Raw genomic sequence first — 15,378 nt, forward strand, 5'->3', positions numbered from 1 at the left:
CCTTCCTTTACCCGCATTCGCAGCAGAACAACAGGGGCCTGATACACGCGCAAAATCGCACAAAGCCGGTGAATCCGTGCGAATTGACCGCGACCAAGCAAAGGTTACATGCTGGGCAAAGGAATAGGAGGCACCCATGTCCCTGAGACCCACATTGGAAACCCGCAAAGCCATGCCCACCACGGAAGGCGCTGGCGTCAAACTGCATCGCGCGTTCGGCTTTCAGGATCCGTCCGAACTGGACCCGTTTCTGTTGTTTGATGACTTCCGCAACGAACGCCCACAGGATTACCAGGCCGGTTTTCCCTGGCATCCTCATCGCGGGATCGAAACCATCACTTATGTGCTGGCTGGAACGGTCGAGCATTCGGATTCGCTGGGCAATAGCGGTTCGCTGGGTGCTGGCGATGTGCAGTGGATGACCGCTGGCTCTGGCATTCTGCATCAGGAGATGCCACACGGAAACAGTACAGGTCAGATGCACGGTTTCCAGCTTTGGGGGAATCTGCCCTCGGCCCAGAAAATGACCGCGCCGCGCTATCAGGATGTGCAAAGCAAGGATATCCCTGAGATCATTGATGATGACGGTACAATCGTGCGCGTGATTGTCGGAGAGTTCTGGGGCAGAACCGGCCCGGTGGATGGCATCGCGGCGGACCCTCAGTACCTGGACATACAGATACCGGCCGGCGTCAAAAAGACCTTTCGCATAGACACTTATCGCCGCGCTTTTGCCTATGTCTTTCAAGGACAAGCTGCCTTTGCCGATGCGTCTCGGCCAACCGGCGTGCTGCTTGAGAAAGAGGTTGCCGGGGAAGAGGTAAACATCCGCGACATGTCCGGGGATCGTACGCTGGTGCGCTTTGGCACAGGAGACGAGGTCACCGTTCAGGCCGGGCCTGAAGGTGTGCGTTTTTTGCTGATATCAGGCGCGCCAATTGATGAGCCTGTCGCCTGGCATGGTCCTATTGTGATGAACACGCGGGCCCAGCTGGAACAGGCTTTCAAGGAACTGCGCAACGGCACTTTCATTCGTCCGGCGCATTGATCAATGGGGCGGCCTGATCCCCGTCAGGCCGTCACCGCGCGGCGCACCATGTCCCAATAGACCTGCTCGACCTCATCCAGCGACAAGCGCCCACCAGCGCGATACCACGTCATCACGCCGTTTAGCATGGCGATAACAGCGAGTGTGGCGATCTTGGTATCCGCAATGGCAAAAAGCCCGGACCGCTGCCCATCACGCAGGATCTTTTCCACCGCGTCCTCATAGCTTCGGCGCAAATCCTCGATCTCTGCAAAATTCTCAGGGGTCAGGTTGCGCAACTCCATATAGGCAATAAAGACCTCATCTGGGCGCTCCAGATGGAAACGGATATGGAAGCCGACAAAGCCGCGCAATGCCTCTTGCGGATCAGAGGACGTATTCAACGCGGCATAGGCCTGCAACAGGTCGTGCATATGCTCGCGCATCAGGCGGAACAGCAGGCTCTGCTTATCCGGCGTATAGTTATACAGCGCCCCGGCCTGCACGCCGACCTCTTTGGCGATCTGCCGCATCGACACCGCCGCATAGCCGTGGCGGGCAAAAAGCCTGAGCGCCGCGCTGCGAATACGCGGGCCTGTGATGTCGGAGTGAGAACCCTGGGTACGTGCCATAACAGATACCGTATCTGAACAAATGTTCAGATAGAAGCCCGCTTGAAACAATGCGTTAAAACGTGCATCACGGAACCAGACTGTGACCGCGAGAGCCTATGCCAACCAAAGCCCTGCCCCTGCTGATCCTGACGCTGACCCTAACGGGCTGCGCGGATATTCCTGAGCTGGACGGCTCTGAGTCGCGTTCGGTGCAAAAGGCCGCTTACCCGCCCCTGATCCCGCTGCAGGACTCGCTTGGCACACCGGTTGATCCGGCCCTCGAAGCAACCGAGGTCGAGGAAGACTTAAACGCGCGCGCCGAAGCGCTCAGGAAAAAGGCCGAAGCGCTTCAAAACGCGCCAACCAACTGACACGTGACGCCTTGGCAACCCTGTGACGGATTGCACCCCCGGCCTGAACCCGCTAAGGCAGCGCTGACCGGATGACAGTCCGGTTTCAGAGTATGTCATGCGGAAAGGAACCCACGGAATGACACAGGCGCTGCGGCTTGGAATTGCGGGCTTGGGAACAGTTGGCGTGGGTGTCGTCAAGATCATCCGTCGTCATGCCGATCTGCTTGAGGCGCGCACGGGGCGTCGGATCGAAATCGTGGCTGTGGGCGCACGCGACCCCAACAAAGACCGGGGCGTGAACCTGTCCGACTATGCATGGGAGACCGATCCGGTCGCCTTGGCCCAGCGTGATGATGTCGATGTCTATGTCGAGCTGATGGGCGGCGAAAACGGCGCCGCGAAAGCGTCGGTCGAGGCCGCTTTGGTCAGTGGCAAAGACGTCGTCACCGCAAACAAAGCCCTGCTGGCCATCCATGGTCAGGCGCTTGCTGAACAGGCCGAAGCCGCGGGTCGGGTGATCCGGTTTGAAGCGGCTGTTGCTGGTGGAATTCCCGTCATCAAATCCCTGACCGAGGGTCTGGCGGGCAATGAGATTACGCGCGTTATGGGCGTCATGAATGGCACCTGCAACTACATCCTGACCCGGATGCAGTCTCAACGTCAGGGCTATAACGCGCTGTTCGATGAATGCGCTGAACTGGGATATCTTGAGGCCGATCCGAACCTGGATGTCGGTGGCATCGACGCAGCACATAAACTGGCGCTGCTGTCGTCAATTGCGTTCGGCACCAAACCGAATTTCGACGGGATCGAGATCGAAGGTATTCAGCAGATCAGCCTGGATGACATCGATCAGGCGCATGACATGGGCTTCCGCATCAAACTGCTGGGTGTGGCGCAACGCACCGCGCGCGGTCTTGAACAGCGCATGCAGCCCTGCCTGGTCCCCAGCGACTCGCCGCTGGGCCAATTGGAAGGCGGCACCAATATGGTGGTGATCGAAGGCGACGCAGTGGATCAGGTTGTCCTGCGTGGCCCCGGTGCTGGTGAAGGCCCCACCGCCAGCGCGGTGATGGGCGATGTCTGCGATCTGGCACGCGGCCTTCAGATTTCGACCTTTGGCCGACCCGCAAGCTCGCTTGAGGTCGCAACCCCCGCCGTCACTGGCCTGCCTGCGCCCTACTATCTGCGTCTGGCCTTGCTGGACAAACCCGGTGCGTTGGCCAAGATCGCCGCCATTCTGGGCGATGCGGGCGTCTCGATCGACCGGATGCGCCAGTATGGACACAGTGAAAGCACCGCACCGGTTCTGATCGTAACGCATAAGACAACACGGGCGACACTGGATGTGGCCCTGGACGGGTTCCGGGCAACTGATGTTGTTGCGGGAGAGCCCGTCGCGCTGCGGATCGAACAGGTCTGACCCCTTGCAGCCTGCGCCCCGTGCAGGCTATGCCAGACGTAACGTCATTGCCGACCAAAGGAATACATCGCATGAGTGCTGCCAAGATCGATTTTAACGACCGCCTGTTGTCATTGGGGCTTGCGCGCGTCGCAGAACAGGCGGCGCTTGCCTCTGCCTCGTTGGTGGGGCGCGGGGATGAGAAAGCTGCAGATCAGGCCGCAGTCAATGCGATGCGTGAGCAGTTGAACCTGCTGGACATCGCAGGCGTCGTCGTCATCGGCGAAGGTGAGCGCGATGAGGCTCCGATGCTGTATATCGGTGAAGAGGTTGGCACCGGGAATGGCCCCGGCGTGGACATCGCGCTGGACCCGCTGGAAGGGACCACTTTGACCGCCAAGGACATGCCCAACGCGCTGACCGTCATCGCCATGGGCCCGCGCGGTTCGATGCTGCACGCGCCCGACGTTTACATGGACAAGCTGGCCGTGGGTCCGGGTTATGATGACGGCGTTGTTTCGCTGGACATGTCCCCGCGCGAGCGTGTGGAAGCCCTGGCCAAGGCCAAGGGGTGCGAGCCCGCCGACATCACCGTCTGCATTCTGGAACGCCCGCGTCATGAAGCGATGATTGCCGAAGTGCGCGAAACCGGCGCTTCGATCCGCCTGATCACCGATGGCGATGTGGCTGGTGTGATGCATTGCGCCGAAAGCGAAACCACAGGGATCGACATGTATATGGGCCAGGGTGGCGCGCCCGAGGGCGTGTTGGCCGCAGCGGCACTGAAATGTATGGGCGGTCAGATCTTTGGCCGGTTGCTGTTCCGCAATGATGACGAACGTGGGCGCGCCGCTAAGGCGGGTATCAAGGAACTGGACCGCATCTACACCCGCGATGAGATGGTGACGGCGGATGTGATCTTTGCCGCAACCGGCGTGACCGGCGGATCGCTTCTGCCGCGCATCAAGCGCGAACCCGGCTGGCTTGAGACAACAACCTTGCTGATGCGGTCCAAAACCGGATCTGTGCGCCGCATGTCCTACCGCACGCCGATGTGGTCGCACACCGACGCCTAAGCGGCTTGCGCCGCCACCTTCGGCGAGAGTATTTACAAAAGATGAAGAGGCCGGATCCACATGGGTCCGGCCTTGGCATATGAGGGGCAGGATGAGTTTTCTAGGGGTTGAGCATTCATTGACAGGTCGGCGATGGGTTGGCCCCTCGCCCGAGGTAGAGCGCGCGACCGAAATGCTGGTGCAACAGGCCGACCTGCCGCGCGCAGTGTGCCAGGTTCTGGCACGACGCGGCGTGCCTCCGATGGAAGCAGTTGGGTTTCTAGAGCCAAAGCTCAAGGAGCTCTTGCCAGACCCGCGCAACCTAAAAGACATGGAGGTCGCGGCGGCGCGCTTTCTGACAGCGGTGCGCGAAAGGCAGCGGATCGCGATTTTTGCAGATTATGACGTGGATGGCGGCAGTTCAGCGGCGTTGCTTTTGGTCTGGCTGCGTCAGATGGGGTTGCAAGCGACGCTTTATGTGCCGGACCGGATCGACGAAGGATACGGGCCGAATGTGCCTGCCATGCAGGAACTGGCGGTAACGCATGACCTGATCATCTGCGTCGACTGCGGCACCCTCAGCCACGAACCCATCGCAGCAGCCAAGGGAGCGGATGTGATCGTGCTGGATCACCATCTGGGCGCTGAAACGCTGCCTGACTGCGCCGCCGTCGTGAACCCGAACCGACAGGATGAAAACGGTGATCTGGGCTATCTCTGTGCGGCTGGGGTGGTTTTTTTGATGCTGGTCGAAGCCGGGCGGCAAATGCGCAAATCAGGCGCTAAAGGGCCGGATTTGGTCGCTCTGCTCGATCTGGTCGCGCTGGCCACCGTAGCCGACGTTGCCCCGCTGATCGAGGCCAACCGGGCGTTGGTCCGGCAGGGGCTAAAAGTCATGGCCGGGCGACAACGCCCCGGTCTGGTCGCCCTATCCGATGTCGCTCGCATGGATGCGGCGCCAAACAGCTACCATCTTGGATTTCTGCTGGGTCCACGCGTCAATGCCGGGGGGCGCATCGGTCAGGCCGATCTGGGTGCCCGGCTGCTCAGCACCGACTCAATGTCCGAGGCCGAAGCTCTGGCGCAACGGCTGGACACACTGAACACCGAGCGGCGCGACATCGAAAACGCCGTGCGCGCTGCCGCTTTGCAACAGGCCGAGGATCGAGGTCTTGATACCCCCCTGGTCTGGGCGGCTGGCGAAGGCTGGCACCCCGGTGTTGTCGGCATCGTCGCCTCGCGCCTGAAAGAGGCGGCAAACCGGCCAGCGATTGTCATCGGATTTGACGGAGATGAGGGCAAAGGTTCGGGCCGATCAGTCTCAGGCGTCGATCTGGGAGCCTCTATCCAACGTCTGGCAGCCGAGGGGTTGCTGGTTAAAGGCGGCGGGCACAAAATGGCGGCAGGTCTGACGGTGATGCGGGATCAGTTGGAGCCTGCAATGGCCCGTCTCTCGGAACTACTGGAGAAGCAGGGCGCCGGCCAAGGTGGGCCGGCGGATGTTCGGCTGGATGGTGCCCTGATGCCCGGCGCGGCTACGGTGGAATTGATTGAACAGATTGAAAAGGCAGGGCCTTTCGGGGCCAGCGCCCCTGCCCCACGTTATGCCTTGCCCGATTTGCAGGTGCGATTTGCCAAGCGCGTAGGTGAGACACATCTGAAACTGTCCTTGTCGGACGGAATGAGCGGCGGGCTGGATGCCATTGCCTTTGGTGCCTTCGACGGGCCGCTTGGTGAACGGCTTTCAAACCACGGCGGCGCACGGTTTCACTTTGCCGGTCGACTTGAGGTGAACACTTGGGGTGGACGACAAAATGTGCAGCTTCGGCTTGAAGACGCCGCCGACGCCAATTGATCGGGGTTCTGACCGCCTTTTCCTTCGTTCAAAAACTTTCACATCCTTGCGTTTTTCGGCTTGCGGGGGTCGGGGCGAAACCGTAAAAGGCCCTCCACAAGCCAGCGTGGCCCGTTCGTCTATCGGTTAGGACGCCAGGTTTTCAACCTGGAAAGAGGGGTTCGATTCCCCTACGGGCTACCACTTGTGCTTGCGCCAGATACCAAATGGCCCGTTCGTCTATCGGTTAGGACGCCAGGTTTTCAACCTGGAAAGAGGGGTTCGATTCCCCTACGGGCTACCATTTGGCTAGACTTTGGATACCGTAGTTCTGAACTTTGCCAGCCAAGCTGGCTAAGACTCCGACGTAACCTGCAGCTTGATCCCCCAATTCGTGATTTGGTCGGCAAATGCCTCCTTTGGGGCCCTGTCCGTAACCAGCAGATGAACCATCCGAGGATCCGGCCCGACATAAGGCGCAGACGCATCGAATTTGTGCTGATCAGCTGCCATCACCACGTGATCGGCATGATGGACAACTGCGGACGCTAAGTCCGCCTCGGCCGCACTTTGGTACAAAAACCCTTTGCTATCCGAAATCGCATCAGTGCTAAGAACCGCCAGATCAAAGGCATAGCGTTGCAACTGCCTGTGCGCGACATGGCCAAACGTGCCGCGTTCATCGCTTTGCATCTCACCGCCCAGCAAATGCACCCGATTGCCGTTAACCCCGACCAATGTAAGCGCCACGACGATTGAATTGGTGACAATTGTCAGGTTCTGGGCCTGACGCAACTCTTCCGCGACAAAGGCGGTCGTTGATCCGACGTCCAGGAAAACGGTCATCTGATCCTTGATCATCGGCGCGAGATGCTGCGCGATAACGCGTTTTTCATCAGCGTGTTGCGAAATCCGGCGAAAGAAGCCCGGATCGCCCTGCGCACCGGCCAAAAACACGCCGCCATGGACACGTTCCACGGTCCCGGCTTTGGATAGGGCTTTGATGGTGCGGCGCACGGTCTCTTCCGAGACGTCGAGCATTGTGGCCAGTTCGGTATTTCGGGCTGTGCCACCAAGACGTTTCAGCGCCTCAAGCAATTCAAGCTCCCGATGGGTGTTGAGTGCGTGCTTTTTCACATTCCGCTCCGGAGAATCGAACTGGCTCACAAACTACAAACCAGGGTCGGTAAATCCAGCATCTTTGCCTTTAATCGGTCATATCAGGCACAGGCCTTGGTTGTTTTGGCAACAGCAGGATCAACGGAGGCAACAGCGGATGGCGCACGCCAAATGCGCAGAACCAGATGGTAGAAGCGTGCCACGAGCGCCAATGATCACTGTATAAGGCCATATATTTAATGATTTTATATCATAATGTTACCCTACATTCTTTAATTAGATTTTCGCATCTCGTCGAGCGTTTCAGAATGCCCGAAGGTCAATTACTAAAAATTTAGTTTGACACATACGCAAGAAATCGCTGATGCTTCCCCTCATCCGGTTTGCGCCGGACACAACCAAAATCTTTGGGAGGAGACAGATGCGGAGACATCTACTTTCCGCAGTGGCGGCGGCTGCCGTCATTGCGGGGCACGGTCCTGCGTGGGCCGACGAAGCCGCAGCACAACGTTGGATTGACGACGAATTCCAGCCATCGACCTTGTCGAAAGACGAACAGATGGGTGAGATGCAGTGGTTCATCGAAGCTGCACAACCCTATGCGGGCATGGAGATTAACGTCCTGTCTGAAGGCATTCCCACCCACTCGTATGAATCCGAGGTTCTGACCAAGGCGTTCGAGGAAATCACCGGCATCAAGGTCAACCACCAGATCCTGGGTGAAGGTGAAGTGGTGCAGGCCGTTCAGACCCAGATGCAAACGGGTCGAAACCTGTATGACGGCTATGTCAACGACAGCGACCTGATCGGCACGCACTCGCGCCTGCAGCTGGCCTACCCGCTGACGGACATGATGGGCGGCGATTGGGCGGCGACAACCTCGCCGACGCTGGATCTGGATGACTTTATGGGCATTCAGTTCACCACCGGTCCGGATGGCAAACTGTATCAGTTGCCCGACCAGCAGTTCGCGAACCTCTACTGGTTCCGCAAGGACTGGTTTGACGACGAAGCCAACAAGGCCGCGTTCAAAGAGAAATACGGCTATGATCTGGGTGTTCCGGTCAACTGGTCGGCCTATGAGGACATCGCCGAGTTCTTCACCAACGATGTGAAAGAAGTCGATGGCGTCGCGATCTATGGCCACATGGATTACGGCAAGCGTGCGCCTGACCTTGGTTGGCGTATGACCGACGCCTGGCTATCCATGGCCGGTGCCGGTGACGTGGGTGAGCCGAACGGTGTGCCCGTCGACGAATGGGGCATCCGGATGGAAGCGGGCACCTGTAACCCGGTTGGAGCCTCCGTCTCGCGCGGTGGTGCGGCTAACGGTCCGGCTGCGGTCTATGCGATCCGCAAATGGGACGAATGGCTGCGGAACTATGCGCCTCCGGGTGCAGCGTCTTATGACTTCTACCAGTCGCTGCCAGCGCTCAGCCAAGGCAACGTGGCCCAGCAGATCTTCTGGTACACCGCCTTTACCGCCGACATGGTGAAGCCGAAGTCCGAAGGCAACAACACCGTGGATGACGAAGGCACGCCACTTTGGCGCATGGCGCCCAGCCCGCATGGCCCCTATTGGGAAGAAGGTCAGAAGGTTGGCTATCAGGACGTGGGGTCCTGGACCTTCCTGAAATCGACCCCATCGGATCGTGCTCAGGCAGCCTGGCTCTATGCCCAGTTCGTGACGTCCAAGACTGTTGATGTGAAAAAGTCCCATGTGGGTCTGACCTTCATCCGCGACAGTTCGGTCAATCACGAGTCGTTCACAGAACGCGCACCCAAGCTGGGTGGTCTGGTCGAGTTCTACCGCTCGCCTGACCGTGTGGCATGGTCGCCGACCGGCATCAACGTGCCGGATTATCCGAAGCTGGCCCAGATCTGGTGGCAGCAAATCGGTGATGTGAACTCGGGCGCGTTCACCCCGCAAGAGGCGATGGATCGTCTGGCCGAAGAGATGGACATCACCATGTCCCGCATGCAGGCCGCAGATGAAGCCGCCAACGTCTATGGCGGTTGTGGTCCACGCCTGAACGAGCCGCAGGATGCAGCCTTCTGGTTGGAACAGCCGGGCTCGCCCAAGGCCAAGCTTGAGAACGAAAAGCCGCAAGGCCAGACCGTCAACTATGACGAACTGGTTCAGCGCTGGCAGTCTCAGTAAACGCAACGTCGTAGGCCGGGCTTCAGCCCGGCCTGCCGATGAATACCCACCGGATTTCCCGACGAGTTTCCCCGATGATCGAACTACAAGATGCCACCAAACGGGTTGGCAACGCCATCCATATCAAACCCACGACCCTGACCTTGCGCACTGGCCATTTCAACGTGCTTTTGGGGGCGACCGGATCGGGCAAGACCTCTCTGATCAAGATGATGGCGGGGCTGGACCCTATTGCCTCGGGCAAGGTCTTCATGGATGGGCAAGACGTCACACGGCTGAACACGCAAAAGCGTCAGATCAGCCTCGTGCACCAGTTCTTTGTGAACTACCCCCACATGACCGTTTTCGACAACATCGCCTCGCCTTTGCGCGTGGTCGGCATGGCAAAATCAGAGATCGAAGGCCGCGTGGAAGAGGCTGCTGACCTCTTGCAACTGCGCCCGATGCTGCACCGCCGCCCGCATGAGCTTTCGGGTGGCCAACAGCAACGAACCGCATTGGCGCGTGCGATTGCGAAAGAGAGCCGCGCTGTATTCTTGGATGAGCCGCTGGCAAACCTCGACTACAAGCTGCGCGAAGAACTGCGTGAGCAGTTGCCGGATCTATTCGCCGGGCGCGGCGCCGTCGTCGTCTACGCGACTTCTGAGCCCGAAGAGGCGCTGCTTTTGGGTGGTTACACTGCGTTGATGGAAGACGGTCGCGTCACGCAATTCGGACCGACCGCAGATATCTATCGCAATCCTGAAAACATCGCGGCCGCTCGCGTGTTCTCAGACCCTCCAATCAATGTTGCCCATATCACTGTATCAGGTGCTCAGGCGCAGCTGGCTGGCGGCGGAGGCTGGGTGGTCAGCGATATGGCAGATGGTGACTATATGGTCGCCGTGCGCCCTCATCGTGTAACGCCATTCCGCACATCGGATGCGGATGTTGAACTGACGGGCCGCGTGATCGTGACCGAGCTGTCTGGCTCAGATTCCAGCGCACATTTCCGGCATGGATCGGATGACTGGGTGTCCTTGGCCGCAGGGGTGCACCCCTATGAGGTCGGCGAAGATCACAGTTTCTACATGAACCCGGCCCATTGCCGGTATTTCGGCCAAGACGGCCAAAGGGTGGCCTGACATGGCACAGATCAAGCTTTCAAACCTGCGCCACAGCTATATACCCACGCCCCAAGGCCCCGAGGATTATGCGCTGAAGGAAATCGACGTCACGTGGCGCGATGGTGGTGCCTATGCTTTGCTGGGGCCGTCGGGCTGCGGCAAGTCCACGCTGTTGAACATCATATCCGGCCTTCTTACCCCCTCGGAAGGTCGGATTCTGTTTGATGATCAGGACGTCACTGCCCTGCCCCCCGATCAGCGCAACATCGCGCAGGTGTTCCAGTTCCCAGTGATCTACGACACGATGACGGTGGGCGAGAACCTGGCGTTTCCATTGAAGAACCGCGGCGTCGATGCCGCGACGATCAAGCGCCGCGTCGATGAGATTGCCGAAATGCTGGACGTCACGGACATGCTGGACACCCGCGCCAGCGGCCTGAGCCCGGATAACAAGCAAAAGATCTCGATGGGGCGCGGATTGGTGCGGGACGACGTGAACGCGGTTATGTTCGATGAACCCCTGACCGTGATCGACCCGCATCTGAAATGGAAGCTTCGGTCGAAGCTGAAGGAACTGCACCAGCGCGTTAAAGCGACGATGATCTATGTGACCCACGACCAGACCGAAGCGCTAACCTTCGCCGACGAAGTGGTCGTGATGCAGGAAGGTGAAGTCGTTCAGATCGGCACGCCAGTTGACCTGTTCGAACGCCCTCAGCACACATTTGTTGGCCATTTCATCGGCTCGCCCGGCATGAACGTTCTGCCGTGTGAGGCCAAAGGTGACCGTGCCGTGTTCGAAGGCCATGAGGTGCTACTCGAAGGTCCAACCCATGGAGACGGCGGGCGCACCGATCTGGGTATCCGCCCCGAATATGTGGGCTTCGGCGACACTGGCATCCCGGCGCAGGTGACCAAAGTGTCCGACATTGGTCGCCACTACGTGGTCAGCGCCATGGTCGGCAACACAGCCCTTAAAGCCGTGACCGAACACAATGCGCCCAATCCGGGCTCGCAAGTGTTCCTGCAATTCAAACCAGAACACTCTCGCGTTTACCGCGACGGCTGGATCGCAACTGAGGGACGCGCGCAATGAGAACAGAAAACCAAAAGGCATGGTTCTTTGTCCTGCCGGTTCTGGCGCTGGTCGCGTTCAATGCGCTGGTGCCGATGATGACGGTGGTCAACTATTCGGTGCAGGAAACCTTTGGCAACAACCAGTTCTTCTGGGAAGGGCTGGGCTGGTTCGAGCAAATCCTACGCTCGGATCGCTTTCAGGCCGCGCTGGGACGGCAGTTCCTGTTCACCTTCCTGATCCTTCTGATCGAGGTACCTTTGGGCATCATCGTGGCCCTGTCCATGCCTCGCAAAGGCTTCTGGGTGCCGGTCTGTCTGGTCCTGATGGCGCTGCCGATGCTGATCCCGTGGAACGTGGTTGGCTCAATGTGGAACATCTTCACTCTGCCCAAAATCGGCCTGCTAGGCTATTTCCTGAATGACGTTCTGGGTATCAACTATGACATGACGCAACAGCCCCTTTCGGCCTGGATCACAGTTGTCGTTATGGATGTCTGGCACTGGACGTCGCTTGTTGTGCTGCTGTGCTATGCGGGCCTCGTGTCTATACCGGACGCTTATTACCAAGCGGCCAAGATTGACGGAGCCAGCCCGTGGTCAGTATTCCGCTATATCCAGCTGCCCAAGATGAAAACCGTTCTGACCATCGCCGTTCTGCTGCGCTTCATGGACAGTTTCAACATCTATACCGAGCCCTTCGTGCTGACCGGTGGTGGCCCCGGCAACTCAACCACCCTGCTGTCGATCGACCTCGTGAAGATCGCGCTGGGACAGTTCGACCTTGGCCCTGCGGCGGCGATGAGCCTGATCTACTTCGCCATTACGCTGCTGGTCTCTTGGGTCTTCTACACTCTGATGACAAAGGATGACGCGCAATGAAGAAGCGGTCTCTTATTCCGATCCTCTATATCGCGTTCCTGATGTTGCCGATCTATTGGCTGGTGGCGATGTCCTTCAAGACCACGAACGAGATCCTGTCGGGCTTTTCCTTGTTTCCCCAGACCTTTACGCTGGAGAATTACATCACCATTTTCACCGACCCGACATGGTACTGGGGCTACATCAACTCAATCATCTATGTGACTTTGAACACGGTGCTTTCAGTCTGCGTGGCGCTGCCTGCGGCGTATGCGTTCTCACGCTATCGGTTTCTGGGCGATAAGCAGTTGTTCTTCTGGCTGCTGACCAACCGGATGGCCCCGGCGGCGGTCTTCGCGCTGCCCTTCTTCCAGCTTTATTCATCGATCCAACTGTTCGACACCTATCTGGCCGTAGCGCTGGCTCACACGTTGTTCAACGTGCCACTTGCGGTCTGGATCCTGGAAGGTTTCATGCGCGGCATCCCGAAGGAACTGGATGAGACGGCCTATGTCGATGGCTATTCCTTCCCGCGGTTCTTCGTGACGATCTTCCTGCCCAACATCAAAGCGGGCGTGGGTGTAGCAGCCTTCTTCTGTTTCATGTTCTCGTGGGTCGAGATGCTGTTGGCCAAGACACTCACGGCGGTCGAGGCCAAGCCCATCGCCGCGGTGATGACTCGCACTGCATCGAGCGCGGGGTATGAGCTGGGCCTGCTGGCAGCAGCCGGAACCCTGACCATCATCCCCGGCGCCATCGTCATCTGGTTTGTCCGCAACTACATCGCGCGTGGTTTCGCGATGGGACGTGTGTGAGGTTCGATATGCGTAAACTTCTTCTCACCCTCCTCTTCCTTCCTTCGATGGCCTCTGCCCAACAGGCCGGTTGGGGCAGTGTTGGGCAGCAACCAGAGAAAGGCTTTTCGTGGACTGATCCTCTATGGCCCGATTTCTGGATGGCCTGGACCCCGGCCACGCTGGCCTTGTTCGTCGGTATATTCTCAGCCATCGCGCTAATTGGCCTGCTTGAAGGGTTCAAGTTCCGCGATGGAATCGAACGGCGCGGCGTGTTGGGCCTGACAACCACGCTGGGCGATCGGCTGTTCATTACCCTTCTGGGTTCAGCCTATATCTTCCTCGCCTGGCTCGGGCTGGTCGGTCAGCCCGTCTGGACGCCGCTTTTCCTCTCCATCGGTTGGGGCATCTTCGTCTTCTGGAAAGTTTAAGCTTTGCGAAACAGCGAAAGGATGCTTGTCTGACAGGCAGACCAAACATGACGACACCGAGATCAATGCGTAAGAAAAAGACGACAAACCTGCTGACCGAAGTTGAACTGGAGTTCATGAACGAGCTCTGGGCACTTGGGCAAGGTTCGGTGCGTGATGTTTTGGGTCGCCTGCCCCCGGAACGGAATCTGGCCTATACATCAGGCGCCACGATCCTGCGCATCCTCGACGAAAAGGGATTTGTCGAAAGTCGCAAGGACGGCAAGACGCTGATCTATCGGCCGCTTCTGGACAAGGACAGGTATCAGGCACGCTCACTTCAGAACCTGTCGCGGACGTTGTTTGACAACACGCCCGCCTCTCTGGTCGCCCGGCTGGTGGATGATGAAGGTCTGAGCGAAACCGATCTGGAGGAGATTCGAGCACTGGTAGAGAGGAGACTGCAACATGACCGCGGTTAAACCGGTACTCGACGCTTATCTGGAAATGAATATCGTTTTGGGCCTGTCCGCTGTGATCTGGATGATCGCACGGGCGGCATTGCACCGCACATCGCTGCGCGGCGGCTATATCGCTCAGTTGCGCGCGTTCAAAGTGCTGTGTCTCTGCGTTCTGGTCAGTCCGCTGCTGGCGCTTGGTGTGTCCGCACTGGCCAGCATGATCTGGCCGGATCGGGCTGTAGCACTTGGAGATATTGCAGTCGCGGCCTATCTGCGCGGCGAGATTGCAATGCCCGCGACCCAATTTGAAGCGTTGCTGAACACCCGCGAACGCTGGTTGGATCAGGTCCTGTCCGGTCAGTCGACCGCCATCACTTTTATGTTGGCCATATTGGCCTGTGTAGCCGTTATGCTGGCGCTGCGTGTCGCGCGCGACGCGCTTGCCATCCGCGCCACGGTCGAGACCAGCTTTCTCTGGCGGCAGTCAAACAAGGTGGATATCCGCCTGTCTGATGGCATCACCGTTCCGTTCGCCGTGCGCGGCCTGCGTCGTCGTCACGTGGTATTGCCCAGCCATCTTTTGGATACCCCGCGCGAGTTACGCTTTGCGCTGGCACACGAATTTCAGCACATCCGCGCGGGCGATGTGGAATGGGAGCTCGGGTTCGAACTGCTGCGTCCGCTTCTGTTTTGGAATCCGGCCTATCTGATCCTGAAATACCAGTTCGATCGCCTGCGCGAGCTGGCTTGCGATCAGTCTGTCGTCGCACGCAAACGGATCGACTCGCGCGAATACACAACCTGTTTGCTGGACTATTGCGCACGCACCGTCTCGATGGGTCACCCGCGCGTTCTGAACGTTGCGCTGGTCACCGGTGGCAAGGCCAAACATGTACTGCGTCAGAGGGTTCTGGCCCTGACCGAAGCGCCGCAGGTCGTAGCCCCCCTGCCCGTGTTCTTTCTGGGTCTGACGCTGATCTTTGCCAGCCTGCTGGCCATCGGTTCTGCCTCTGTTCAGCAAAGGCACGACTGGAGCCATGATCGGCTGATGCTGTCGACCGTTGTGAATCTTGAGCGCCTGCAAGCGCGCAATCAGGGGAACTGAAG

The 15,378-nt window shown here is 58.8% G+C and carries 15 protein-coding genes and 2 tRNA genes; 15 read left to right on the forward strand and 2 right to left on the reverse strand.

All coding sequences use genetic code 11. The annotated features are described in order from the left end of the window. Positions 1-136 precede the first annotated feature (136 nt). A complete protein-coding gene (locus tag AC2FGE_RS08145; protein ID WP_496818703.1) occupies positions 137-1,048 on the forward strand; it encodes a pirin family protein in 912 nt (303 codons plus the stop codon). A gap of 23 nt (positions 1,049-1,071) precedes the next feature. Here AC2FGE_RS08145 and AC2FGE_RS08150 read toward each other — a convergent pair whose 3' ends face one another. After that, a complete protein-coding gene (locus AC2FGE_RS08150; RefSeq protein ID WP_496818704.1) occupies positions 1,072-1,659 on the reverse strand; it encodes a TetR/AcrR family transcriptional regulator in 588 nt (195 codons plus the stop codon). 98 nt (positions 1,660-1,757) lie between these two features. On the opposite strand from AC2FGE_RS08150, the gene AC2FGE_RS08155 reads away from it, so the two are divergent. The 6 genes from AC2FGE_RS08155 (at position 1,758) to AC2FGE_RS08180 (ending at position 6,589) form a co-directional block, all read left to right on the forward strand. Then, on the forward strand, positions 1,758-2,012 hold the full coding sequence (locus tag AC2FGE_RS08155) for a hypothetical protein (RefSeq protein WP_496818705.1): 255 nt from the start codon (positions 1,758-1,760) through the stop codon (positions 2,010-2,012). Between the two features lie 118 nt (positions 2,013-2,130). Further along, positions 2,131-3,417 (forward strand): homoserine dehydrogenase, encoded by a 1,287-nt coding sequence (locus AC2FGE_RS08160; protein WP_496818706.1) that lies wholly within the window; start codon positions 2,131-2,133, stop codon positions 3,415-3,417. 71 nt (positions 3,418-3,488) lie between these two features. After that, positions 3,489-4,472, forward strand: coding sequence for a class II fructose-bisphosphatase (gene glpX / locus AC2FGE_RS08165; protein ID WP_496818707.1), 984 nt, complete (start codon positions 3,489-3,491; stop codon positions 4,470-4,472). 91 nt (positions 4,473-4,563) lie between these two features. Further along, complete coding sequence (recJ, locus tag AC2FGE_RS08170) at positions 4,564-6,306, forward strand: single-stranded-DNA-specific exonuclease RecJ (RefSeq protein WP_496818708.1); 1,743 nt, start codon at positions 4,564-4,566, stop codon at positions 6,304-6,306. Positions 6,307-6,414: 108 nt separating this feature from the next. Further along, positions 6,415-6,489, forward strand: a tRNA-Glu gene (locus AC2FGE_RS08175). A gap of 25 nt (positions 6,490-6,514) precedes the next feature. Further along, positions 6,515-6,589: transfer RNA gene (locus AC2FGE_RS08180), tRNA-Glu, on the forward strand. 50 nt (positions 6,590-6,639) lie between these two features. On the opposite strand, the gene AC2FGE_RS08185 is transcribed toward AC2FGE_RS08180, so the two are convergent. Continuing rightward, entirely contained in the window at positions 6,640-7,422 is a 783-nt protein-coding gene (locus tag AC2FGE_RS08185) for a DeoR/GlpR family DNA-binding transcription regulator (RefSeq protein WP_496818709.1), read from the reverse strand. A gap of 403 nt (positions 7,423-7,825) precedes the next feature. Between AC2FGE_RS08185 and AC2FGE_RS08190 the strand changes: the two genes are divergently transcribed. From AC2FGE_RS08190 to AC2FGE_RS08225, 8 genes are all read left to right on the forward strand, one after another. Beyond that, positions 7,826-9,565, forward strand: coding sequence for an ABC transporter substrate-binding protein (locus tag AC2FGE_RS08190; RefSeq protein ID WP_496818710.1), 1,740 nt, complete (start codon positions 7,826-7,828; stop codon positions 9,563-9,565). A gap of 74 nt (positions 9,566-9,639) precedes the next feature. Continuing rightward, positions 9,640-10,689, forward strand: coding sequence for an ABC transporter ATP-binding protein (locus tag AC2FGE_RS08195; RefSeq protein WP_496818711.1), 1,050 nt, complete (start codon positions 9,640-9,642; stop codon positions 10,687-10,689). A 1-nt stretch (position 10,690) separates the two neighbouring features. Further along, on the forward strand, positions 10,691-11,767 hold the full coding sequence (locus tag AC2FGE_RS08200) for an ABC transporter ATP-binding protein (RefSeq protein ID WP_496818712.1): 1,077 nt from the start codon (positions 10,691-10,693) through the stop codon (positions 11,765-11,767). After that, positions 11,764-12,627, forward strand: coding sequence for a carbohydrate ABC transporter permease (locus AC2FGE_RS08205; protein ID WP_085807799.1), 864 nt, complete (start codon positions 11,764-11,766; stop codon positions 12,625-12,627). The genes AC2FGE_RS08200 and AC2FGE_RS08205 overlap by 4 nt, the downstream gene beginning before the upstream one ends. Then, positions 12,624-13,421, forward strand: coding sequence for a carbohydrate ABC transporter permease (locus tag AC2FGE_RS08210; RefSeq protein WP_496818713.1), 798 nt, complete (start codon positions 12,624-12,626; stop codon positions 13,419-13,421). Before AC2FGE_RS08205 ends, AC2FGE_RS08210 begins: the two co-directional genes overlap by 4 nt. An 8-nt stretch (positions 13,422-13,429) precedes the next feature. Continuing rightward, positions 13,430-13,831 (forward strand): DUF2160 domain-containing protein, encoded by a 402-nt coding sequence (locus tag AC2FGE_RS08215; protein WP_496818714.1) that lies wholly within the window; start codon positions 13,430-13,432, stop codon positions 13,829-13,831. Between the two features lie 65 nt (positions 13,832-13,896). Then, positions 13,897-14,292: a BlaI/MecI/CopY family transcriptional regulator gene (locus AC2FGE_RS08220; protein WP_170533094.1), complete on the forward strand. Its 396-nt coding sequence runs from the start codon at positions 13,897-13,899 to the stop codon at positions 14,290-14,292. Then, positions 14,279-15,376 (forward strand): M56 family metallopeptidase, encoded by a 1,098-nt coding sequence (locus AC2FGE_RS08225; protein ID WP_496818715.1) that lies wholly within the window; start codon positions 14,279-14,281, stop codon positions 15,374-15,376. The genes AC2FGE_RS08220 and AC2FGE_RS08225 overlap by 14 nt, the downstream gene beginning before the upstream one ends. Positions 15,377-15,378: the final 2 nt, after the last annotated feature.

Source organism: Ruegeria sp. YTSA075, assembly GCF_059610245.1.